This window comes from Stenotrophomonas sp. YJH_SMC_79, assembly GCF_059367995.1.
The window spans coordinates 164,568-186,230 of sequence record NZ_JCAFRK010000006.1; the positions used below are offsets into that span (position 1 = coordinate 164,568).

The window sequence follows — 21,663 nt, forward strand, 5'->3', positions numbered from 1 at the left end:
GCCCGCATGAGCAGCATCCAGCCCGTCATCCTTTCCGGCGGCTCCGGAACCCGCCTGTGGCCGCTGTCGCGCGAGGCGTATCCGAAGCAGTTCCTGCCGCTGGCCGGCGAGCTGACGATGCTGCAGGCCACCTGGCAGCGCGTCGCCCCGCTTGCGGCGCGTGGCCCGCTGGTGATCGCCAACGAAGAGCACCGTTTCGTCGCTGCCGAGCAGTTGCAGCAGGTCGGGGCCGAGCCGGCCGCGATCATCCTGGAACCGGTGGGCCGCAACACTGCACCGGCGATTGCCGTAGCCGCGTTGGAAGCCACCCGTGACGGTGCCGACGCGCTGCTGCTGGTGCTGCCCTCCGACCATGTAATCACCGACGAGGCGGCGTTCCGCAGTGCGGTACAGGCCGCTGCCGGTGCCGCCGAGGCCGGCAAGCTGGTGACCTTCGGCATCGTGCCGACCGGCCCGGAAACCGGATACGGCTACATCAAGGCGGCCGATGGGCAGGGCCTGCGCGCCGTCGAGCGCTTCGTCGAGAAACCCGATCTGGAGACGGCCTCGGGCTATGTCGCCAGCGGCCAGTACTACTGGAACAGCGGCATGTTCCTGTTCAAGGCGTCGCGCTACCTGCAGGAGCTGGAACGTTTCCAGCCGGAAATGCTGGCCAGCAGCCGCCAGGCCTGGCAGCAGGCTCGCCGCGATGCCGACTTCACCCGCCTGGACAAGGACGCCTTCACCGCCGTGCCCTCGGACTCGATCGACTACGCGGTGATGGAAAAGACCGCCGATGCAGTGGTGATCCCGCTCGATGCCGGCTGGAACGATGTCGGCTCGTGGACCGCACTGCGCGATGTCTCGCAGCAGGACGGCGACGGCAATGCCCACCAGGGTGATGTGATCGCCATCGATTGCCGCAACACCTATGCCTATGCCCAGCGCCTGGTCGCACTGGTCGGGCTGGATGATGTGATCGTGGTCGAGACCGACGATGCGGTGCTGGTCGGCAAGGCTGACCGCATGCAGGAGGTCAAGACCGTGGTGGCCAAGCTGAAGGCCGAAGGCCGCAGCGAGGCGACCTGGCACCGCAAGGTGTATCGCCCGTGGGGTGCCTACGACTCGATCGACAACGGCGAGCGCTTCCAGGTCAAGCGGATCACGGTCAAGCCCGGCGGCACGCTCAGCCTGCAGATGCATCACCACCGCGCCGAGCACTGGATCGTGGTCAGCGGTACGGCTGAAGTGACCCGCGGCAACGAGGTGATCCTGCTCAGCGAGAACCAGAGCACCTACATCCCGCTGGGCGTGACCCATCGCCTGCGCAATCCCGGCAAGCTGCCGCTGGAACTGATCGAAGTGCAGTCAGGCAGTTATCTGGGCGAGGATGACATCGTGCGGTTCGAGGATACGTACGGGCGCACCGGGAACTGAGTTGGAAATTCCATGGCGGCCCCGTCCGGTCCGCCACGACGAACGATCAACAGGGTCGCTGTGTGGGCTGCCGCCCCTATACTTGCCCAATTGAAGCAATGTGGGACTACAGTGAACAGGCTACCTGCCCTTGCGGCCCAGGCTCGCGCACGCCTGCTGAAGATGCACTTCCAGACCCGGTCCGGTCATGTGGGTGGCAACCTTTCCTGTCTGGATGCGCTGATCGCGCTGCATCACGGCGTGATGCAGGAAGATGATCGGTTTGTCCTTTCCAAGGGCCATTCCGCAGGCGCGCTGTACGTCACACTTTGGAGCCTGGGTCGACTGAGCGACGCGGATCTGGACACGTTCAGCCAGGATGACAGCCTGCTGCCTGGCCACCCCAGCGGTAGTGGCATTCCCGGCCTGATGTTCTCCACGGGCTCGCTTGGCCACGGCCCCTCGCTTGCGGCCGGCCTGGCCCTGGCTGCACGCCACCAGGGGTCGTCGCGGCGGGTGTACTGCCTGTGCTCGGACGGGGAATGGCAGGAAGGCAGCTGCTGGGAAGCACTGTCGTTCGCCGTTCACCATCGCCTGGACAACCTGACCCTGCTGATTGACCAGAACGGCCTTCAGGGGTTCGGCAGCACGCAGGATGTCGTTTCCTGCCCGGACCTGGGCCCCCGTCTGCAGGCGTTCGGTGCCCAGGTGCAGCGCGCCAACGGCCATGATCCCGATGCCCTGGCACAGATCCTCCACCAACCGGCCGCCGGTGCCCCCACTGTGCTGGTGCTGGATACGGTGAAGGGCCTTGGCACCCATTATGCCGGCCTGCTGGAATCCCATTACCTGCCGTTGGCGGAAGCCGAGTACGAACAGGCAATTGCATTCGGGAGCGATGCAGCACGATGAGAAAGGCCTTTGCCGCCGCAGTCATTGCCCACTGCGCAACCCCACAGCATTTCTTCCTCACCGGTGACCTCGGGTTCATGGCACTGGAAGAGGTCCAGGCCGTGTTCGGCAACCGTTTCATCAATGCTGGCGTTGCCGAGCAGAACATGATCGGTGTTGCCGCCGGTCTTGCCCGCGAAGGCAACACGGTTTTCGCCTACAGCATCGCCCCCTTCTGCTACGCGCGGCCGTTCGAGCAGATCCGCAACGATGTATGCCTGCCCGGTCTGCCTGTCTGCCTCGTGGGCAACGGCGGTGGGTTCGCCTATGGGCACATGGGGCCGACCCATCATGCACTGGAGGACTGCGCGGCGATGATGGCGCTGGGCATGGACGTCAAGGTGCCCGTTTTCGACGAGGATCTACCAGCCCTGCTGCAAGACCTGCACCGCCCTACCTACCTGCGGCTGGGCTATGACGCCCGTCCTTCGGGACACCCGGTACCTGCCTACGCCCCATGGCGCCAGCTGCTGCCCGGCGAGCGCGGGGTAATGGCTGCACTTGGGCCGATGGCCGGGGTTGCCTGGTCGGCATTGGCGGAGCTGCCGATGGCCGCCCGGCCAGCGGTATGGGCGGTGGCCGAACCAGACGTACGGCAGCTGCCGGATGCGATGATCGCCCAGCTGCGCGGCGGGCCACTGTATGTCGTCGAAGAGCACGTGCGCGAGGGAGGTCTCGGCATGTCGCTGGCTGCTGCCGTGCTGACCGGCGGCCATGCCGTCGGCCCGTTCATCCATCGCCATGCCCTGCGCTATCCATCCGGCCGATTCGGTTCACAGCAGTTCCATCGCCACGAGTGTGGCCTGGATGCTGAATCGCTGCACGCGATGGTGAGGGAGCAGACCGCATGAGTCTGGAAAGAATGATCGCCGCGCTGGAAGGACCGGTCCTGGTGATCGGTGCCAGCGGATTCATCGGTGCCAATCTGCTGCGCAGCTGCCTTGCGCAGCGCAGCGACGTGGTGGGCACCGTGTTTTCCGGTGACTCCTGGCGCCTGCAGGGCATACCAGCAGCCAACCTGGCTTTCCTCAACCTCAACGATCCAGCCTCGGTCGCCACGGTGCTGCGCAAGGTCGCGCCACGAACCATCTTCGACTGCTCTTCGTTCGGCGCCTACGCCTTCGAGGATGATGCACAGCGCATCCATGCTACCAACTACAGCAGCTTCATCAGTCTGCTGGAACAAGCCAGGTCCCTGCCACTGGCCGCCTATATCCGCGCCGGCTCGTCCTCGGAATACGGACTCAATGCATCCGGTCCGGCCGAGGACGCGCCCCTGCTGCCCAACAGCCACTATGCGGTGAGCAAGGCCGCCTGCAGCCAGGCCGTCAGTTACTACGGCAAGGTCCTTCACCAACCGATCGTCAACCTGCGTCTGTATTCGGTCTATGGCCCCTATGAAGACAGTTCGCGTCTGATACCCAACCTGTGCGCACACATCGCCCGTGGCGAGCTGCCGATGTTTGCCCGCCCCGACGTATCGCGCGACTTCATCCACGTCGACGACGTCGTCGCCGCCTTCGTGACGGCGGCGGCCCGGATGTCGCCAGCAATCGCCGGCGAGTCCTTCAACATCGGCACTGGAAACCCGACTCGGCTGGACGCGCTGGCCGCCCAGGCAGTCTCCCAGTTCGGCCTGGCCGCAACGCCGGAGTTCAGCACTTCGGCAGGGCGAGCCTGGGATCTCAGCGATTGGTATGCCAACCCGTCAAAGGCAGCCCGCATACTCGGCTGGCAGGCCCGGATCACCCTCGAAGATGGGTTGCGCCGCAGCGTGGACTGGTGGCGTGATCAACTGGGCCACAGCATTTTTGGCGAACTGACCAAGAAGGCCCCCCGGCAGGCCGAACGCAATTCGGTATCGGCGGTGATCGCCTGCTACCGGGATGCCCAGGCCATTCCGGTGATGCACCAGCGACTGACCGAGGTTTTCCAGCGCCTGGCCGTCGACTACGAGATCATCTTCGTCAATGACTGCTCGCCGGACGATTCGGCTGACGTCATCCGGCGCATCAGTGCCGAGGACCCCCATGTCATCGGCATTACCCATTCGCGCAACTTCGGCTCGCAGGCTGCATTCCGCAGCGGCATGGAGTATGCCAGCAAGGAATCATGTGTCCTGCTGGATGGCGACCTGCAGGACCCACCGGAGCTGATCGAGGACTTTGTCCGCGAATGGCGTGCCGGTGCGGAAGTTGTCTACGGCAGGCGCGTGAAGCGTGATATGCCGGTGATGCTCGAAGCCTGTTACCGCGCGTTCTACCGCGTGTTCGCAGCGATGAGCGAGGTCCCCATTCCGAAGGATGCCGGCGATTTCTCGCTGCTGGACCGTTCGGTGGTGTACTGGATGCTGCAGTGCAAAGAGCGTGACGCATTCCTGCGTGGCCTACGCGCCTTCGTCGGATTCCGCCAGGTCGGTGTTGACTACGTACGCCCTGACCGGATGTTCGGCACCAGCACCAACAACTGGATCCGTAATATCGGCTGGGCCAAGAAGGGCATCTTCTCGTTCTCGCGCATTCCGTTGCACCTGCTGACTGCGTTCGGCGGCATCGCCTGCGTGCTCACCATACTGCTTGCCGTGTTCAGTATCGGCGTACGCGTACTGCACCCGGAGCTGGCTCCGCGCGGGGTGACATTCGTGGCATTGCTGGTGATGTTCTTCGGCTCGGCCAGCATCCTTGGCATCGGCCTGCTCGGCGAGTACATCGGCAAGATCTTCGAGGAAACCAAGGCACGTCCGGCCTTCATCCGCCGCAACCTGATCGTCCATGGTGAAGTCAGGGTGCTGACCCCCGGAAATGAATCATGAGCACACCCATTGATTTCGACCACGTACGGGACCGCCCGTGCCCCGGCTGCGGCGCCCGCGACGCGGTTCCCTTCGCCGACGAAAAACTGGATCCGGCGCGGGTCAACGATTTCACATACGCATCGCGCAAGGATCCGGAGTTCATGTGCCTGTGGCTGGTGCGCTGCCTGCGCTGCGACCTGGTATTCGCTCCGCGCCCGCCCAGCCATGACTTCCTGTCGCAGGCCTATGCGGATGCCGCCTACGATTCCACTCCGGAAGCTGCAGCCGCGGCGGCCAGTTACGCGCGCGCCCTGGCGCCGCACCTGCAACAGCTTTCGCACCGGCGCGGCGCGGTTGACGTAGGTGCCGGCAGCGGCCCGCTGCTGCCCTATCTCCAGCACGCTGGCTTCTCTCCTGTCATCGGCGTCGAGCCGTCACGTGCAGCAATTGATGCCGCACCGGCAGCTGTAAGGCCCATGCTGGTCGAAGCCATGTTCGATCCGGACCTTCTGGCCGACCAGTCCATTTCGCTGGTGTGTTCGTTCATGACCCTGGAGCATGTCGCCGAACCGGGGGACTTGGTTCGCTCGGCGCACACCCTCCTGCAACCGGGCGGCAAACTGGCGGTGGTCGTCCACAACTGGCGCGCGCCGCTGAACCGTCTACTGGGGCTGCGTTCTCCCATCATCGATGTCGAGCATCTGCAGTTGTTCAGCGACCGCTCGGTTGCCGCGCTGCTTGAATCCAACGGCTTCCAGCTGGTGCGCGTGGACTCGATCCGCAATGCCTATCCGCTGCGTTACTGGGTCCGCCTGACGCCGCTACCCGGTGGCGTGAAGTCACTTCTGCTCAGGTGCCTTGAGCGTATCGGCCTGGCCGGGATGATGATTCCGCTCAGAGTCGGCAACATCATGGCTGTCGGCACCAAACCTGCGAGTACTCCTGCATGAAATCCTCCCAACACCCGCGGGTGAAGAAAAACGTCGCCCAGTTCGATGACGACGTCCGTGCGACCGGCTCCTACCGCTATACCACCGATCGCCTGTCCTCCAACCTGGCCAACGCGCGCATCAGCAGCGCGGTTGCTGCCGCTTTCCCGTTCCAGGGCAAGCGTGTACTCGACCTGGGATGTGGCGATGGCTCCTATACGCTGGAGTTCCCGGGCATGGGTGCAGCCCATGCACTGGGAGTCGATCCCGCTGCCGTCGCGATCGAGGCTGCCCAGGCGCGCGCGGCCACGCATGGACTTGCCTCCCGGGTCGAATTTGCCGTCGGCAACATCTATGACATCGGTGCAGTGCTCGAGGAAGGACGCTTCGACTGCATCGTGCTGCGGGGCGTACTGCATCACCTCCCCGATCCCGCCGGTGCCATCGCCGGCCTGGCGGGCTTCAAGGGAAGCATCGTGGTGGTGGAGCCGAACGGGCTCAATCCGGTGCTGAAGCTGCTGGAACGCTTCTCCCGCTATCACATCGAGCATGAAGAGCGCTCGTTCACCCCCTGGGCGATCCGCGGTTGGCTGCGTGCCGCTGGTTTCAACAGGATCAGCACCTCCACGATCAACCTCGTACCCTTCTTCTGCCCCGACGCAGCCGCGCGTGGCCTGCGCGTCCTGGAGCCTCTGGTCGAGCACCTGCCTTTCGCCCGTGACATCGCCTGCGGCCAGAACGTGATGCTGGCGCAGCGATGAGCCATGCGGCACGCAATCGCTCTGCCCTGGCGGCCATGATCCTGTTCATGACCGCCGCCCAGGTCGCGTTCAAGTACGCCGGCCTGCGTTCCTCAGGCGAAAGCGGAATCACCGTGCATACGCTGCTCAATCCCTGGCTGCACGCTGGTCTTGCTGCTTCTGCGCTGGGGTTTGTCTGCTGGTTCATCACGCTGCGTGCGATGCCTCTTTCAGCCGCCTATCCGTGGACGGCGCTGATCTACCTGCTTACGCCACTGGCCGCCGCTGGCCTTTTCGGCGAAGTCCTGCCACCAGGCTTCCTGCTCGGGGTTGCACTGATCGTGATCGGCCTGTTCATCATCAACGGGGTCAATGGCAAACATGACACCCGCTGAGCTCTCCCTCGGACTAACCTCCGTCTGCGCCAGCACCCTGTCACAGCTGGCAATGAAGGCCGCTGCCCGCACCCACAGGCGAGGAGGAAAGTGCCTGCTTCTGATGTTCGCTGTCGGATTGCAGCTGGCTTCTGTCCTGCTGGTGATCGTACTGCTGCGTACACTGCCGCTATCGATGCTGGTGGTGTTCGCCGCCCTGGCCTACCTCACGGTTCCCGTGCTGTGTGCCTCCCTCTTCAACGAACGTTTGACCCCGCGCTTCTGGTTGGGCGCGAGTCTGGTCTGCGCCGGTGTCGTCCTCGCGAGCCTGCACTGATGGAACACGCACGTCCCTCCTTCCGCCTCCCTGTCGGGCTGTCCTGGCTGGTGATCGTGGCGCTGACCATCGCCCTGCCGCGTCTGCTGCTGCTGCGTTCACCACCGGCCACCGACGAAGGCTACATGGCCTATTTCGCGATGAAGGCGCACCTGCTGCTGGGGGGCCCAGGGCAGCTTCCCGAAGATGGGCCGCTGATGCTCTATCCCATCCTGCTGTCGTGGATCAATGCCCTGCCGGGCGAATCATTGCTGATGCTCCGCCTGGCCGATCTGCTGGTCGCCTGCGTGGCCGGCCTGTTGCTGCTGGCCATGATCGCCCGCGAATCCGGAAGCCGCGGCTGGGGACCGTTGCTGCTGGGCATGCCGTTCCTGATCGGCATGAACCATACCGAGTTCATCCAGTATGGTTTCAAGAACAGCTATCAGGCCGCCTTCATACCGCTGTTCGCCGCCATATTGCTGTGGCAGCGCATGGACACCGCGTCCTCCCGCAGATGGTTGCTGATGGGAACGCTGCTCGCGCTGGGCGTGCTGCTGCGCGAGACGCTGGCGCCGTTCGCCGTGCTCGCAGTCGCCGCGGCCTGGATCGGTCACGGCCACCGCCAGGCCTGGGCCATGTGTGCCGGCGGCGCAGCATTGGCGCTCCCCCTGCTGGCGCTTGACGTCGCACTACGTGGAGATCCGACCAGCCTGCTGGACGCTTATCGGGGCTCCGGCGCGGTCTATTCGGCCCAGCCGCAGACGCTGGACCTGTTCATGCTGGCAGCCCGCCGCAGCGTCGCGGCGGTGCCTGTCCCATGTGCACTGTCAGTCATGGCTACGGTTGTACTGCTGGCTGTGGTGGTCACACGCAGGGATCGCCAGCTGTTGTCACGGTCACTGTTCTGGTTCGCATGCGCGCTGCTGCCGCTGATCGAACCTGCCACGAAGGCCGGTTTCCCCTATCACTTTGCAGTGATGCTGCCGGCCATGGCGATGCTCTGCGCACTGGCATGGCGGGCCTTGCTGCCAGCCGGCCCGAAGCGCACCTGGCTGACCATCGGCGTGCTTGCCGCCGGCGAAGCAATCCTGTTGGGACCACCGGTGATCGCGCAGGTAAAGGAAAGCCGCCAAGCGGTGGCCGAGGTTCGTCAACTGGTCCGGCACAGTTGGCCTGCCGACCAGGTCGAGCAGTCCAACTACCTGCTGGCCGCACGCATGCTGCGTGATGCCGCACCGCCTGGCGCCTCTGCCAGCATCAGCGGCTTCATGTTCAGCGTGTATCCGCTGTCCGGGCGCCTGCCACCGTCGGGTGAACTGAGCAACCTCAGCGCGCGGATCATCCAGCTCGATCTGGATCCGGTACGGCTCGCGAAGGAGCTCGTGACCTGCTCTCCCGACCTGGTGTTGACCACCACGCGCACAGACTGGCCTGGGGCTCCGGAGCTCGAGCAGGCCGTCGCGATGTCTTCGTTGTACGAGCGGATCGGCGTTCTTCCAGCTGATCCGGCCAAGCACTACGGCATCTTTGGCGGCACGCTGTACCGGCGGATCAAGCCCGGCGGCCACCACTGCGTGTATTGAGATTCAGCGCTGCAGTGGTCGCAGTTGCCGCATCACCGCGTGCAACCCCTGGCGCCAGTCAGGCAGCCGGATCCCCAGCGCGTCCTGCAGGCCACGGTTGTCGAGCACCGACCACGCCGGTCGCCGGGCTGGCGTGGGGTAATCGGCAGAGGTGATCTCCTCGACAGCCGGCACCCGTTCCAGCACGCCCAGCGCCAGTGCTTCGGCAAAGATCGCTTCCGCGAATCCGTACCAACTGGTCTGGCCGTTCGCCGTCAGGTGCCAAGTGCCCGACAAGGACGGTGATCGCTGCAGCGCCATTGCGGTGACGTCCGCGATCAGCGCGGCCGGCGTTGGTGTGCCGATCTGGTCGGCCACCACCCGCAACGCATCGCGCTCGGCACCCACGCGCAGCATGGTGCGCAGGAAATTCGCGCCGTGCGAGGCATAGACCCAGGCCGTGCGGAAGATCAGGTGGCGACCACCGGCCGCGCGTACGGCCTCCTCGCCATCTCGCTTGCTGGTGCCATATACACCCAGCGGTGCGGTCGGCTCGTCCTCGCGGTAGGGCGCGGTGCCCTGGCCATCGAACACGTAGTCTGTGGAGTAATGCACGAATGGCACGCCTTGTGCCGCGCACCAGCGCGCGATCACACCCGGAGCCTGCGCATTGGCGGCAAAGGCCGCATCGACCTCCTGTTCGGCACGGTCGACCGCAGTGTAGGCAGCAGCATTCACCACAACCGACGGCTGCAGCCGGTCCAGCAGCGCCGGCAGGCTGTCAGGCTGGCCGAAGTCGGCCACTTCGCAGGCGCTGCCGTCAGGCAACTGGCCACTTCGCGTAGTCGCCACCACCGTACCCAGCGGTGTCAACGCGCGCAGCAGTTCCTGACCGACCTGGCCGTTGCCGCCAAACACCAGTACCGTCATGGCATGTAGACCGGCAGGTGGTCTTCGGCAATGTCCTTCAGGAAAGGAGCGTTCTCGTCCTTGGCCGACAGCGTCGGTGCACTGACCGGCCAGTCCACGGCAATGTCGGCATCGTTCCAGCGCACGCCGGCGTCGAAGTCCTTCAGGTAGACCTCGGTGCACAGGTAGCTGAACACCGCCCGCTCGGACAACACCGCAAAGCCGTGCGCAAAGCCTTCCGGAATCCAGAACTGCTTCTTGTTCTCCGCACTCAGCACCACCGCTTCCCACTGGCCGAAAGTCGGCGAGCCGCGACGAATGTCCACGGCGACGTCGTAGACCTCGCCCTCCAGCACCGACACCAGCTTGCCCTGCGGACGCGGCCACTGGTAATGCAGGCCACGCAGCACGGCCTGCGCGGACGTCGACACGTTGCTCTGCACGAAACGGTCCGGCAGGCCCAGCGCGGCGAAGCGCTCGGCGTTCCAGGTTTCGAAGAAGTAACCGCGGGCATCGCCGAACACGGCCGGTTCGATCACCACGCAGCCGGGCAACCTGGTTTCAATCACTTTCACGGAACAACTCCACGCAGGGCGAGCTTGTGCAGGTACTGGCCGTAGCCATTCTTGATCAGTGGTGCAGCCAGGGCTTCCAGCTGCTCGGCAGTGATCCAGCCCTTGCCGAAGGCGATTTCTTCCGGACAGCAGACCTGCAGGCCCTGGCGGGTCTGGATGGTCTCGATGAAGTTGGAGGCTTCCAGCAACGATTGGTGGGTGCCGGTATCAAGCCATGCGTAGCCGCGCCCCAAGGGTTCAAGGTGCAGGCTGCCCTGCTGCAGGTATCTGCGGTTGAGATCGGTGATTTCCAGCTCGCCCCGCGCAGAGGGCTTCAGCTCGGCAGCGTAATCGCTGGCGTTGCCGTCATAGAAGTACAGGCCGGTCACCGCATAGTTCGAACGCGGATTGGTCGGTTTCTCGACGAGGTCAATGACCTTGCCATCGCCGTCGAACTCGGCCACGCCATAGCGCTCGGGATCGTTGACCCAATAGCCGAACACCGTGGCGCCCTGATCCCGGGCATCAGCGCGCCGCAGCATTTCACTCAGCCCATGACCGTGGAAGATGTTGTCACCCAGCACCAGGCAGCTCGGCTTGCCGGCCACGAAATCGCGACCGATCAGGTAGGCCTGCGCCAGCCCATCCGGGCTCGGCTGCACCGCGTACTGGATGTCCATCCCCCACTGCGAACCGTCGCCCAGCAGCTGCTGGAACAGGGCCTGCTCGTGCGGGGTATTGATGATGAGCACTTCACGGATACCCGACAGCATCAGCACGCTGAGCGGGTAATAGATCATCGGCTTGTCGTATACCGGCAGCAGCTGCTTGCTGACGCCCTTGGTGATCGGATACAGCCGGGTGCCGGAGCCACCGGCGAGGATGATGCCCTTGCGCTGGGACATAAGATCTCCTGGGTTCAGGCCGCCGTGCCGATGCGCTGCAGCCTGTAGCTGCCGTCGAGCACACCGTTGACCCATTCCTGGTTGCCCAGGTACCAGTCCACGGTAAAGGTGATGCCCTGCTCGAAGGTGTAGGCCGGTTCCCAGCCCAGGTCGTTCTTCAGCTTGGAGGCATCGATCGCATAGCGGCGGTCATGGCCGGGGCGGTCGGTGACGTAGGTGATCTGGCTGCTGCGCGGCTGGCCGTCCGCGCGCGGGCGGCGCTGGTCCAGCAGTGCGCAGATGGCCTGTACCACTTCGATGTTCTGCTTTTCCGAGTTGCCGCCCACGTTGTAGGTCTCGCCGACCTGGCCCTTGGCCAGCACGGTGCGGATCGCTTCACAGTGGTCGGACACGAACAGCCAGTCACGCACCTGCCTGCCATCGCCGTACACGGGCAACGGCTCGCCAGCCAGCGCCTTGGCGATCACCAGCGGGATCAGCTTCTCGGGGAAGTGGTACGGGCCGTAATTGTTCGAGCAGTTGGTGGTCAGCACCGGCAACCCGTACGTGTGATGGAACGCGCGCACCAAGTGGTCCGAGGCAGCCTTGGACGCCGAGTACGGCGAATTCGGGGCGTACGGCGTGGTTTCGCTGAACTTGCCGGTCTCGCCCAGGGTGCCGTACACCTCGTCGGTGGACACGTGCAGGAAGCGGAACGCCGCGCCCTGCTCGGCCGGCAGCGCCTTCCAGTAATCGCGCACGGCTTCCAGCAGGCCCAGGGTGCCGACCACATTGGTCTGGATGAACGCCCCCGGGCCGTCGATGGAGCGGTCGACATGGCTCTCGGCGGCGAAGTTCAGCACCGCGTCCGGTTGGTGTTCGGCCAGCAGACCAGCGACCAGTGCCCGATCGCCGATATCGCCCTGCACGAACAGATGGTTGGGATCCCCCTCCACGCTGGACAAGGTCTTCAGGTTGCCGGCATAGGTGAGCACATCGAGGTTGACGACCTTGATGCCGCGGGCGACGGCTTCGAGAACGAAGTTTCCGCCAATGAATCCGGCGCCGCCGGTGACGAGCCAAGTGGGCACAGCCTTTCTCCTGTCGATCATGGTGCATCAGCGCACAGCAGGGCTGAATGCAGCTCTGCAGGATACATCGGGGCTGCGCTCAAGGATGCCCTCATCAGCTGAACAACCCAATGTCGAAGCGCATTTTTGCGGCGCCGCAGCAAAACCATACGCATTCGCATGGTCACCCCAAGCCAGCTAGAATCGGGGTCCCACCCCCGAACCGGTTGCTGTTCCCGGACCGGATGTTCTCCCTGTTTAGTGAAGGACCCCGTACCAGATGAAAATCCTCGTCGCGTACAAGCGCGTGGTGGACTACAACGTCCGCATTCAGGTCAAGCCGGACGGTTCCGGCGTGGTCACCGATGGCGTCAAGCTGTCCCCCAACCCCTTCGATGAAATCGCTCTGGAAGAGGCCCTGCGCCTGCGCGACAAGGGCATCGCCAGCGAAGTGGTGGTTGCCACCATCGCTCCGGCCGATGCTCAGGCGCACCTGCGCAACGGACTGGCCATGGGCGCAAACCGTGCCATTCACGTCGTCACCGACCAGGCCATCCAGCCGCTGACCGCTTCGCGCACCCTGCTCAAGCTGATCGAGAAGGAACAGCCGGACCTGGTGATCCTCGGCAAGCAGGCCATCGACGACGACGCCAACCAGACTGGCCAGATGCTGGCCACGCTGTGGGGCCGCCCGCAGGCGACCTTCGCCAGCAAGCTCGAAATTGCCGATGGCAAGGCCACGGTGACCCGTGAAGTCGACGCCGGCCTGGAAACGCTGGAAGTGGACCTGCCGGCGGTGGTCACCACCGACCTGCGCCTGAACGAACCGCGCTTCATCAAGCTGCCGGACATCATGAAGGCCAAGGCCAAGCCGCTGGATACCCTGCAGCTGGCCGACCTCGGCGTTGAAGCCGCCGACACCTTCAAGACCACCCATTACGCCGCGCCGTCCAAGCGCAGCAAGGGTGTGATGGTCAAGGACGCGGCCGAACTGGTTGCCGCACTCAAGCAGAAGGGGCTGCTGTAATGAGCAAGATTCTCGTCATCGCAGAGCACCACGACGGCAAGCTCAACGCCGCCACCGCCAAGACCGTCAGCGCCGCCGCCGCCATCAGCGGTGCCAGCATCGACGTGCTGGTGCTGGCCGCCGACCCGGCCGCTGTCGCCGCCGAGGCCGCGAAGATCGCTGGCGTCGCCAAGGTCCTGACCGTGGCCAATGCCGCCAATGCGCAGGCCATCGCCCAGGTGCTGGCGCCGCAGATCGCACAGCTGGCCCAGGGCTACACCCACGTATTCGGCCCGTCGACCACCTTCGGCAAGGACCTGATGCCGTGCGTGGCCGCCCTGCTCGGCGTCAACCAGGTCTCCGACCTGATGAGCGTCGAAGGCAGCCACACCTTCAAGCGCCCGATCTACGCCGGCAACGCGATCATCACCGTGGAAGCACCCGCCGACCAGATCGTGGTCGCCACCGTGCGTGCCGCCTCGTGGCCGGAAGCCGCCCAGGGCGGCAATGCGGCCATTGAAGCGGCCAGTGCCGATGCGGCGCTGCCGACCCACACCCGCTTCATCGGCCTGGCCGCTGGTGCCAGCGACCGCCCGGATCTGCAGAGCGCCAAGCGCGTGGTCTCCGGCGGCCGTGGCGTCGGCTCGGAAGAGAACTTCAAGGTCATCTTCCAGCTGGCCGACAAGCTCGGTGCCGCCGTCGGTGCTTCGCGCGCCGCGGTCGACGCCGGTTACGTGCCCAGCGACCTGCAGGTCGGCCAGACCGGCAAGATCATCGCGCCGGAACTGTATGTGGCCGTCGGCATCAGCGGTGCCATCCAGCACCTGACCGGCATCAAGGACGCTGGCACGATCGTGGCGATCAACAAGGACGGCGACGCGCCGATCTTCGAGATTGCCGATATCGGCCTGGTGGGGGATCTGTTCGCGATCCTGCCGGAGCTGGAAAAGGCGCTTTGACCTGCAGCAACTTAAGGCCGGCCCGGACAGGGCCGGCCTTTTTCATGCCGTACTCATCGTCCCGGTCCGACTCCGGCAGAGAGCTCCGGCTCAGGTCCGCCCAGCAGGCGCATCACTAGCATGACCCCGAATGCCATATAGGCAGAAGCTTCAAGCGTAGCCAGCAGCGAGGGATAGCTCATGCCCAGCACCATGATGTGATTGACGCGTTCAGGACTGAACAGTGTTCCCCCGAAAATGGCCGCCACATCCCCCATCTCTCCGGTTCCCCAGCCCAGCAGCAGCAGAATGGGTGCCAGCCAGACGCCTGCGGCACGCCATCGGTCTTGGGTATCCAACACAAGCAGCATCAGGGCCGGGAACATCAGCATGGCCATGCCGAAGGTGTGTGCGTAGGACGCCTGGAACCAGGCGGTCAACGCAGCAGTTGCTAGGGCAGCGACCTGCCAGACGCCAATGCCATCCGCCACATGCTTGACCCGATACGCGAGTACCAGGAAGGTGATAGCCAGGAATGCCAAGGGTCGGTTGACTACCAGCGAATCTCCAAGCAACTGGAACCAGGTCGCCCAACCTATGCGCTGCGACTGCGGGTTCGTCGCCAAGGAAAGAACAAACGCCGGAACCCGCGTGTAGAGCCAGTAGATCACCAGGCTGATCAAGGTCACTGTGATCGTGATCAGAATGACGCGTCCCTTCAGCGCCTGTGTGCGAGCCGCCATCATTGCAATGGCCAGGGCCGGCAGCACCAGCATATGCTGGGGCTTGGCGAACACCAGGCCCAGCACGATCATGCCCAAAGCGACGAACAGCCTTCCCGGCACGAAAACCCGTCGGGCGCCCGCTACCAGCAGGGCCACGACGATCACATCCACTTGTCCAAGGAACAGTGAATAGTAGAGACCGAACGGATTGAGCAGCAACACGAAGAACAGCATGCGCGTGCTTCCACGCCAACGCTCATTGAGCAGCACCGTCAGTTCCAGGCACAGCCAGATGTAAGCGGCTGCGATCGACAGGCTGACCAGCCCATAGGGGCGAAGATTCACTCCGATCAACTGCAGATCACCGTGCATACCCGACAGTGCCTGCATCCAGATCAGGCTCGCCGGGTTGTACGGATAGATCGTCAGCTTTCCGCTGGCGCCGATCAACACGTCATGAACGTAGTAATTCAGGCCGAACTGCAGACCCTCGACAGCACTCCCCAAGGCCACCATGTCGATGATGCCGATCTTGAGCACGGAGAACATCAGCAGGGCAATGACCAGCAGCAGATCGGGCGGCCGCAGCCATTGGAAAGAGCTTCGTGCACAGGCAAGCCAGCGCTCTGCAACCCGCCGTCGCCATATCATTGCCGTCACCGCCAGCACCGCAGCAAGGCCGAACCAGCGGATCGTGGTCGACTGCAGCAGGCCACCATCACTCGCACGGAATACCCGGACCTCGCCATCGGAGTAGGAGGCCAAGGCCTGTCCGTTCCTGGTCAGCACATCACCTTCCCAGCGCACTCCCTGCCTATCCAGGGCCGCTTCGGAAACATGACGCGCGCGCTGATCGACGACCCTTCTTTCGGCATCGGCCACCAGGACGTAATAGCTCTTGCCCCAGGTATTGTGCTGGTAGGCCAGAAGCGCACGTGCGCTCACCAGGCACAGGTATGCCAGCAGCAGCGTCAACAGAATCCGCGCCACGATGGCCATGATTCAAGCCTCCAGCATCTGGCGGGCCACCTTGCGCCCCTCGCGGATCGCATAGTTGGTACCACGGTCTTCCGGGTAGATCTGTGCCATCGAACACAGGTAGAAGCCCCGTTCCGGCCCGCGCACTTCCGGAATCAGGCGACTGTAGAACTTCTCGACAACCGGCTGGGACCAGCGCGCGCGCCAGAGGTGGTGCTTGGTGATCCACTCTCGGCGCAGTGCAGGGAACATCTTCTGCAGATAGGGCAACGCGAAGTCGAGGAACTGATCACAGTCCATCGAGTACAGCGCATCCGTATGCGGCAGGTACTTGGACAGGTAGACGATATGGCTGCCACCATAGGTCTCGGCACGCTCGAAATTGGTGTGTTCGATGACGCCGACGAACGGGAAACTGGGATCGTTGACGTTCAACCAATAGGTATCAGACAGCTTGCGGTCCATCTCCAGCACCAGGCAGACATTGCCGATGTACTGGATGCGCTGCAACGACTGCACATACTCCGGCGACGCCCAGCCGGAGACCATGTCGGCCACCAGCGGCAGCGCGGTGGTGGCCAGCACCTTGTCGGCATCGATCGGGCCGGCACTCGTCTGCAACTGCCAGCCGTCCCCCTTGGGGGCGAAGCTGTCGACACGGGTACCGGTGATGACCTTGCCCCCCAACGCCACGATGCGGGCCGCCAACGCCTCGGCAAGGCTCGCAAAGCCACCGCGGAAATAGGCCAGGCGCTCTTCGCCGCCCTTGCCACGGCTACCGCCACGCAACTTCAGCTTGTTCCAGAACCATACGGCGGAAACCGTGTCGGCGTAAGGGCCGAACTTGCCCTTCAGCAGCGGCTCCCACACCACCTCATAGACCTTCTCGCCGCCCAGGCTCTTCAGCCACTGGGACGCGGTCAGGCCCTCCAGCTCCATCCAATGCTTGACCCTGCGCGCGCGCAGGGCGAGCAGGCCCAGGCGGATGCGATCGACGAACGAAAGCGGTGTGAAGTTGAGCAGGTCCCAGGGCGTGGACAGGCGGAAGAAGTTGTTGGCGTAGTACATGCCGGTATTCGTCGGATTCACTTCAACCCGATCGTTCAGGCCCAGCTCGTCGATGAGCTGCATGACCTCCAGGTCGTTGGTGAACCAGTGGTGATAGAAGCAATCCAGTTTCTCCCCACCGACGTCGAATGCCGCTGCCAGGCCGGCAACATCGGTTTCTGCCTCCAGCACCGTCACCTGCACGCCATTGCGCGCTAGTTCATAGGCGGCGGTAAGACCGGTGAATCCGCCACCGATGATGGCAACGCTCTTGTTCTTCATTTCCTATCCTCGGAAGACGGCTTGCCCCGCATCGAGCGGGTCATCAGGAACAGACCGCCGATCACTGTCGGCGGCAGCCACAACATGAAATGGACCAGCAGGGCATAGACAGTCGATTCGGCAACACCGTTGCCCATCGCCTTCATCGCCCTGACCACGAAGTAATCGAAAGTACCCACGTAACCAGGTGTACCGGGGAGCAGCGTGGCCAGGGTTCCCAGCGGCAAAGCCAGCCAGGCTGCTGCGGCAACCGCGAGGCTGGCCAGCGCCTTGGCGCACAGGTAGAACACCAGCCCCTCACCGGTCCAGGCCAGCACCGACCACAGCATCAGGCCGGCCATGGTGCCCTTGCCGGAAAGATGGCCGAGGGTATCGACCCCCTTCAACAGCTCACCCTGCACGCGGGCTCCGATGCGGGGCGAAATGCGCGAGAGCAGGCGACCGCCCCAGGCCAGCAACGGCGAGAACGCGCCTGGGAACAACAGCACCAGGGCAATCACCAGCCCTGCCGCCGCCAGCGTCCAGATCCCGACACCGCCGGCCAGCGAATCACTGGCGCCACTGACCCACAACGCAATGCCAAGCAGCAGCACGACCATCAGCAGATCCAGCAGGCGCTCGACGAACAGGGTCGCCACCACAACACCGGAGGTAACGCCAAGACGGTCATTGAACGCAAAGGCACGGAGGATGTCGCCAGCGCGCATCGGCAATACGTTGTTCATGGCGAAACTGCCCATGAATGGTCCCGCACAGTCGCGCCAGCGCAGGGCGGCATTGTCGCGCGCCAGCATCCTGCGCCAGCGCTCGATGCGTGCCGAATAGCCCAGCAGGAAACACAGCAGGGCCAGTCCCAGCCAGCCCCAGCCGACGTTGGCAAATGCATTCCTCAGCTGCCCGTAGCTGACCTGGCGCAACACCAGCCAGCCGAACAAGCCTGCCACCCCCACCCCGACCAGCAGTCGCAGGACCTTTCGGGTCCCGCTCATTCGCCAGCCTCCGCCTGCCTGACGAGCGTGGTGCCATCCCTTGATTCCTGCACGATGTACAACGGGCGACGCTTGACCTCACGGTAGATGCGGCCGATGTACTCGCCCAGGATGCCAACGCAGATCAGCTGCACGCCCCCCAGGAACAGCACCGCGATCATCAGTGCGGTCCAACCCGGCACCCATTCCTGAGTAAACAGGCGCATGACCAACGAATAGATGATGACCAGCATCGCGAGCAACGAGCTCAGCACGCCCAGCGTCACCGAAAGCTGCAGTGGTTTGGCCGAGAAAGACAGGATTCCGTCGGTCGCGAAGCGCACCATCTTCCGCAACGGATATTTGCTTTCGCCGGCAAAGCGCTTGTCGCGGCGATAGGGCAACGCGATCTGGTTGAAACCCACCCAGCTGACCATCCCACGAACGAAGCGATCCTGCTCCGGCATCGACTTCAGCACCTCGACGACATTGCGGCTCATCAAGCGAAAGTCACCCGTATCCAGCGGGATCGACACATCGGACAGGCGGTTGAGCACGCGATAGAAGACCCGCGCGGTAGCCAGCTTGAACCGCGATTCACCCGGGCGGTCCGTGCGGGTTCCATAGACAACGTCGAACCCCTCTTCCCAGCGATCGACCATTTCCGCGATGACTTCCGGCGGATCCTGCAGGTCGGCGTCGATCAGCACCACTGCATCGCCGCGCGCCGCGTCAATGCCAGCGGTTACCGCCAGCTGATGGCCGAAATTGCGTGCAAAGCCCAGCATGCGGACCCGGCGGTCGGCGGTGGCATAATGCCGCAGCAGCTCGCGGGTACGGTCACGGCTGCCATCGTCGACAAACACCAGCTCTACCTGTAGGCCACGGGCCTCAAGCGCCCGTGCTGTCCCGGAAAGCCTGCGAAAGGTTTCGGCCAGCACTGCTTCTTCGTTGTAACAAGGCACAACGATAGACAACAACCTGCCACTCGAACAGCTGATGCTCATTCAATGCCCCGCGTCCAGATCCTTCGGATGGGCGACAAATTGGCGGTTCAGGCCTTGTCGCATTCGACTGGTCATGATATTCGACGTGCGTCCCCTTTGCGCTACCGCGGTCCCCAGCGACGCTGATACCATCCCGCTCCCTCTAATGTAGTCCGTTCCCCCCGTTACCGGCCATTCACGACAGTCCATGACCCAAGAGCATTACACCGATATCGACCCGAAGGGGGTCATGAGTGAAATTGAACGCATTCAGCCTTCGGTGGTCTGCTTCGACTACTTCGATACCCTGGTATCCCGGGGCATCCACCCGGAGGATGTAAAGCGGCTGTGGGCCGAGGGGATTGCCCGCGTGTTTCCCGGCGGCCCGGACGGCCCCGAGTTGTATCGCCAGCGCAACGCACGCGAGGCCGCCCACTGCGCCATTGATCGTGGCCCCGGACTGGACAGCGAATTCCGCGCCAGCGAGGTCTATGCCGAACTCTGGGACGCCAATGCAGGGCTGCGGTCGATGCCTCGTGCCGCGTTCACTACGGTGGCGCTGGATCTGGAAGTGTCGCTGGAATTGTCTACCCAGCAACTGGACGAGCAGGTCGTCGGCCTGGTGCGGGAGCTTTCGGCGAAGGGCGTCGAATGCTGGCTGGTCAGCGACTTCTATCTTGAAACCGACGTCTTCCGGCAGTTCCTTGCCCATCATGGGCTGGATTCGGCGTTCAAGCGCATGTTCGTATCATGCGATTCGTTCACGACCAAGCGCGGCAGTGGAATGTATGCCCGCGTGCTGGCGGAAACGGGCATCGCTCCCGGCCAGGTGGTGATGATCGGCGACAACGAACACGCAGATTTCAACAACGCCAGGGCCGCAGGCCTGCACGCCATTCACCTGGATCGCAGCCAACGCCATGCCCACTACCAGGTACTGGCAGAGCGCGCCGCCGACCTTGCCCGCACCCGTACCGACATCAATCGCCTGCTCGACGGCGGTCCCGGCGTGTTCCGCGAGCTTGCGCTCACGCTCCACCTTTTCATCGACCGCCTGCATGCGCGCCTGGTCCGCGAGGGCGCCCGCGATGTGTTTTTCCTGGCCCGTGAAGGCCAGTTCCTGAAGCGCCTGTTCGACCATTACCAGAACACCCGGCAGCTTCAGGGCGCAGTCCGCATCCGCAGCCATTATCTTGAGGTCTCGCGCCGCGCCACCCTGCTGCCGTCACTACAGCCACTGGCACAGGAGACCTTCGAGACGCTGTTCCGCCAGTACCGGCGCATCTCGCTCAACGACTTCCTGTCCAGCCTTGGCCTGCATTCGATGTCTGCCGAACTGGCCGAGCGCCTTGGCGTTGATGCCGATGCCATCCAGGAAGACCTGCCGTCCAGCGAAGTCTTCGCCCGCCTGCGCACCGACGCGCTGTTCGAGCAGACCTATGAGCAGGAACGCCTTGCGCGCCGCTCTGCGTTCCTCGCCTATCTGGACGCGTTCGGTGCCGACCCCGCGTCCCCGACCCTGCACCTGGTCGATGTGGGCTGGAAGGGCACCATCCAGGACAACATTTCGGCCATCGTGATCGGCGCGGATACCGGCCTGACAGCCGTACAGGGCCACTACATCGGCCTGGTCGCCAGCGGCTCGGCTTCGGACCGGAACCGGAAGGATGGTCTGCTGTTCTCCTGCATCGGCGGCACCAGCCGCAACTTCGCCATCTTCAACGAGAATCGAGCCCTGTTTGAAGTCGTGCTCGCGGCCGACCATGGCTCCGCATTGCGCTACGGCTTCGATGCCAGCGGCCTGCCCGTGGTCAGCCACCAGGAATTCAGCGAGGAATCGCTGTTCCGCAGCAAGGTCGCACCGTTGCAAGCCCAGTTGTGGGACCTGTTCGTCGAGCTGGACCGCGTCTTCCGCCACCACAACATCCCTGCCCGCGAGCTGGAACGCCTGGCTACGCACGCGCATGCACGCATGCTGCTGCAGCCGGACCAGGCCGCAATCGAGTGGTTCGAGAACGTTTACCACGTCGAGAATTTCGGCGTGTTCAATCATTCCACCTTCGATGTCGGCGCACATCAACCTTCGTTCATCGACAAGCTTCGTTTCTACCTGTCATTGCGCCGCAATGGCGTGGACAACCTTGGCTTCTGGCCCCTGTTGACCTGCCTGCAGCGCGGCGGCCGCTGGGTTGCCTCGCGCTACGCATCAGGTCGACTGCGCGGCATTGAAGATTGATCACCGGGAAGCATGA

Annotated in this window: 19 protein-coding genes; 11 read left to right on the plus strand and 8 right to left on the minus strand. The window is 63.9% G+C overall.

The genetic code is table 11. The features are described from left to right. The first annotated feature begins 6 nt into the window (after positions 1 to 6). From AC5P57_RS20185 to AC5P57_RS20220, 8 genes are all read left to right on the plus strand, one after another. Positions 7 to 1,416, plus strand: a complete 1,410-nt coding sequence (locus AC5P57_RS20185; protein WP_262235278.1) for a mannose-1-phosphate guanylyltransferase/mannose-6-phosphate isomerase — start codon at positions 7 to 9, stop codon at positions 1,414 to 1,416. 12 nt (positions 1,417 to 1,428) lie between these two features. After that, positions 1,429 to 2,307 (plus strand): thiamine pyrophosphate-binding protein, encoded by an 879-nt coding sequence (locus AC5P57_RS20190; protein WP_099551412.1) that lies wholly within the window; start codon positions 1,429 to 1,431, stop codon positions 2,305 to 2,307. Continuing rightward, on the plus strand, positions 2,304 to 3,197 hold the full coding sequence (locus AC5P57_RS20195; RefSeq protein ID WP_099551413.1) for a transketolase family protein: 894 nt from the start codon (positions 2,304 to 2,306) through the stop codon (positions 3,195 to 3,197). The genes AC5P57_RS20190 and AC5P57_RS20195 overlap by 4 nt, the downstream gene beginning before the upstream one ends. Then, complete coding sequence (locus AC5P57_RS20200; RefSeq protein WP_099551414.1) at positions 3,194 to 5,158, plus strand: NAD-dependent epimerase/dehydratase family protein; 1,965 nt, start codon at positions 3,194 to 3,196, stop codon at positions 5,156 to 5,158. Before AC5P57_RS20195 ends, AC5P57_RS20200 begins: the two co-directional genes overlap by 4 nt. After that, positions 5,155 to 6,090, plus strand: a complete 936-nt coding sequence (locus tag AC5P57_RS20205; RefSeq protein ID WP_262235277.1) for a class I SAM-dependent methyltransferase — start codon at positions 5,155 to 5,157, stop codon at positions 6,088 to 6,090. The genes AC5P57_RS20200 and AC5P57_RS20205 overlap by 4 nt, the downstream gene beginning before the upstream one ends. Beyond that, entirely contained in the window at positions 6,087 to 6,830 is a 744-nt protein-coding gene (locus AC5P57_RS20210; RefSeq protein ID WP_099551416.1) for a class I SAM-dependent methyltransferase, read from the plus strand. Before AC5P57_RS20205 ends, AC5P57_RS20210 begins: the two co-directional genes overlap by 4 nt. Continuing rightward, positions 6,827 to 7,204: a DMT family transporter gene (locus tag AC5P57_RS20215; RefSeq protein WP_099551417.1), complete on the plus strand. Its 378-nt coding sequence runs from the start codon at positions 6,827 to 6,829 to the stop codon at positions 7,202 to 7,204. Before AC5P57_RS20210 ends, AC5P57_RS20215 begins: the two co-directional genes overlap by 4 nt. A 90-nt stretch (positions 7,205 to 7,294) precedes the next feature. Next, complete coding sequence (locus AC5P57_RS20220; RefSeq protein ID WP_262235276.1) at positions 7,295 to 9,085, plus strand: hypothetical protein; 1,791 nt, start codon at positions 7,295 to 7,297, stop codon at positions 9,083 to 9,085. Positions 9,086 to 9,088: 3 nt separating this feature from the next. Here AC5P57_RS20220 and rfbD read toward each other — a convergent pair whose 3' ends face one another. From rfbD to rfbB, 4 genes are read right to left on the minus strand one after another with little or no spacing between them, the layout of a single operon-like run. After that, a complete protein-coding gene (rfbD, locus tag AC5P57_RS20225) occupies positions 9,089 to 9,994 on the minus strand; it encodes a dTDP-4-dehydrorhamnose reductase (protein WP_262235275.1) in 906 nt (301 codons plus the stop codon). Beyond that, positions 9,991 to 10,548 carry a dTDP-4-dehydrorhamnose 3,5-epimerase gene (gene rfbC / locus AC5P57_RS20230; RefSeq protein WP_262235274.1) on the minus strand — a complete coding sequence of 186 codons (558 nt, stop codon included), beginning with the start codon at positions 10,546 to 10,548 and terminating at the stop codon, positions 9,991 to 9,993. Before rfbC ends, rfbD begins: the two co-directional genes overlap by 4 nt. After that, positions 10,545 to 11,432, minus strand: coding sequence for a glucose-1-phosphate thymidylyltransferase RfbA (rfbA, locus tag AC5P57_RS20235; protein ID WP_099551422.1), 888 nt, complete (start codon positions 11,430 to 11,432; stop codon positions 10,545 to 10,547). Before rfbA ends, rfbC begins: the two co-directional genes overlap by 4 nt. A gap of 14 nt (positions 11,433 to 11,446) precedes the next feature. Then, positions 11,447 to 12,502, minus strand: coding sequence for a dTDP-glucose 4,6-dehydratase (gene rfbB, locus AC5P57_RS20240; RefSeq protein ID WP_262235273.1), 1,056 nt, complete (start codon positions 12,500 to 12,502; stop codon positions 11,447 to 11,449). Between the two features lie 259 nt (positions 12,503 to 12,761). On the opposite strand from rfbB, the gene AC5P57_RS20245 reads away from it, so the two are divergent. Continuing rightward, complete coding sequence (locus tag AC5P57_RS20245; RefSeq protein WP_134528918.1) at positions 12,762 to 13,508, plus strand: electron transfer flavoprotein subunit beta/FixA family protein; 747 nt, start codon at positions 12,762 to 12,764, stop codon at positions 13,506 to 13,508. Beyond that, entirely contained in the window at positions 13,508 to 14,446 is a 939-nt protein-coding gene (locus AC5P57_RS20250; RefSeq protein ID WP_262235272.1) for an electron transfer flavoprotein subunit alpha/FixB family protein, read from the plus strand. The genes AC5P57_RS20245 and AC5P57_RS20250 overlap by 1 nt, the downstream gene beginning before the upstream one ends. A 53-nt stretch (positions 14,447 to 14,499) precedes the next feature. Here AC5P57_RS20250 and AC5P57_RS20255 read toward each other — a convergent pair whose 3' ends face one another. The 4 genes from AC5P57_RS20255 to AC5P57_RS20270 are packed head-to-tail and all read right to left on the minus strand — an operon-like array spanning position 14,500 to position 19,432. Next, positions 14,500 to 16,149, minus strand: coding sequence for a putative hexosyltransferase (locus AC5P57_RS20255; protein WP_099551425.1), 1,650 nt, complete (start codon positions 16,147 to 16,149; stop codon positions 14,500 to 14,502). A gap of 3 nt (positions 16,150 to 16,152) precedes the next feature. Next, positions 16,153 to 17,457, minus strand: coding sequence for an NAD(P)/FAD-dependent oxidoreductase (locus AC5P57_RS20260; RefSeq protein WP_099551426.1), 1,305 nt, complete (start codon positions 17,455 to 17,457; stop codon positions 16,153 to 16,155). After that, the gene (locus AC5P57_RS20265) at positions 17,454 to 18,446 is read right to left on the minus strand and encodes a lysylphosphatidylglycerol synthase transmembrane domain-containing protein (RefSeq protein ID WP_495219766.1); all 993 of its coding nucleotides are present in this window, start codon (positions 18,444 to 18,446) and stop codon (positions 17,454 to 17,456) included. Before AC5P57_RS20265 ends, AC5P57_RS20260 begins: the two co-directional genes overlap by 4 nt. Further along, positions 18,443 to 19,432 (minus strand): glycosyltransferase family 2 protein, encoded by a 990-nt coding sequence (locus AC5P57_RS20270; RefSeq protein ID WP_099551428.1) that lies wholly within the window; start codon positions 19,430 to 19,432, stop codon positions 18,443 to 18,445. The genes AC5P57_RS20265 and AC5P57_RS20270 overlap by 4 nt, the downstream gene beginning before the upstream one ends. Positions 19,433 to 19,661: 229 nt before the next feature. Here AC5P57_RS20270 and AC5P57_RS20275 point away from each other — a divergent pair, with 229 nt between their 5' ends. Next, on the plus strand, positions 19,662 to 21,647 hold the full coding sequence (locus tag AC5P57_RS20275; RefSeq protein ID WP_262235271.1) for an HAD family hydrolase: 1,986 nt from the start codon (positions 19,662 to 19,664) through the stop codon (positions 21,645 to 21,647). The last annotated feature ends 16 nt before the right edge of the window (positions 21,648 to 21,663 follow it).

What these genes read in the sequence shown, in the direction of transcription:
- AC5P57_RS20185 (WP_262235278.1), top strand. Translation starts at nt 7, where the DNA reads ATGAGCAGCATCCAGCCCGTCATCCTTTCCGGCGGCTCCGGAACCCGC.
- AC5P57_RS20190 (WP_099551412.1), top strand. Translation starts at nt 1,429, where the DNA reads ATGGCGGCCCCGTCCGGTCCGCCACGACGAACGATCAACAGGGTCGCT.
- AC5P57_RS20195 (WP_099551413.1), top strand. Translation starts at nt 2,304, where the DNA reads ATGAGAAAGGCCTTTGCCGCCGCAGTCATTGCCCACTGCGCAACCCCA.
- AC5P57_RS20200 (WP_099551414.1), top strand. Translation starts at nt 3,194, where the DNA reads ATGAGTCTGGAAAGAATGATCGCCGCGCTGGAAGGACCGGTCCTGGTG.
- AC5P57_RS20205 (WP_262235277.1), top strand. Translation starts at nt 5,155, where the DNA reads ATGAGCACACCCATTGATTTCGACCACGTACGGGACCGCCCGTGCCCC.
- AC5P57_RS20210 (WP_099551416.1), top strand. Translation starts at nt 6,087, where the DNA reads ATGAAATCCTCCCAACACCCGCGGGTGAAGAAAAACGTCGCCCAGTTC.
- AC5P57_RS20215 (WP_099551417.1), top strand. Translation starts at nt 6,827, where the DNA reads ATGAGCCATGCGGCACGCAATCGCTCTGCCCTGGCGGCCATGATCCTG.
- rfbD (WP_262235275.1), bottom strand. Translation starts at nt 9,994, where the DNA reads ATGACGGTACTGGTGTTTGGCGGCAACGGCCAGGTCGGTCAGGAACTG.
- rfbA (WP_099551422.1), bottom strand. Translation starts at nt 11,432, where the DNA reads ATGTCCCAGCGCAAGGGCATCATCCTCGCCGGTGGCTCCGGCACCCGG.
- AC5P57_RS20245 (WP_134528918.1), top strand. Translation starts at nt 12,762, where the DNA reads ATGAAAATCCTCGTCGCGTACAAGCGCGTGGTGGACTACAACGTCCGC.
- AC5P57_RS20250 (WP_262235272.1), top strand. Translation starts at nt 13,508, where the DNA reads ATGAGCAAGATTCTCGTCATCGCAGAGCACCACGACGGCAAGCTCAAC.
- AC5P57_RS20255 (WP_099551425.1), bottom strand. Translation starts at nt 16,149, where the DNA reads ATGGCCATCGTGGCGCGGATTCTGTTGACGCTGCTGCTGGCATACCTG.
- AC5P57_RS20260 (WP_099551426.1), bottom strand. Translation starts at nt 17,457, where the DNA reads ATGAAGAACAAGAGCGTTGCCATCATCGGTGGCGGATTCACCGGTCTT.
- AC5P57_RS20265 (WP_495219766.1), bottom strand. Translation starts at nt 18,446, where the DNA reads ATGAGCGGGACCCGAAAGGTCCTGCGACTGCTGGTCGGGGTGGGGGTG.
- AC5P57_RS20270 (WP_099551428.1), bottom strand. Translation starts at nt 19,432, where the DNA reads ATGAGCATCAGCTGTTCGAGTGGCAGGTTGTTGTCTATCGTTGTGCCT.
- AC5P57_RS20275 (WP_262235271.1), top strand. Translation starts at nt 19,662, where the DNA reads ATGAGTGAAATTGAACGCATTCAGCCTTCGGTGGTCTGCTTCGACTAC.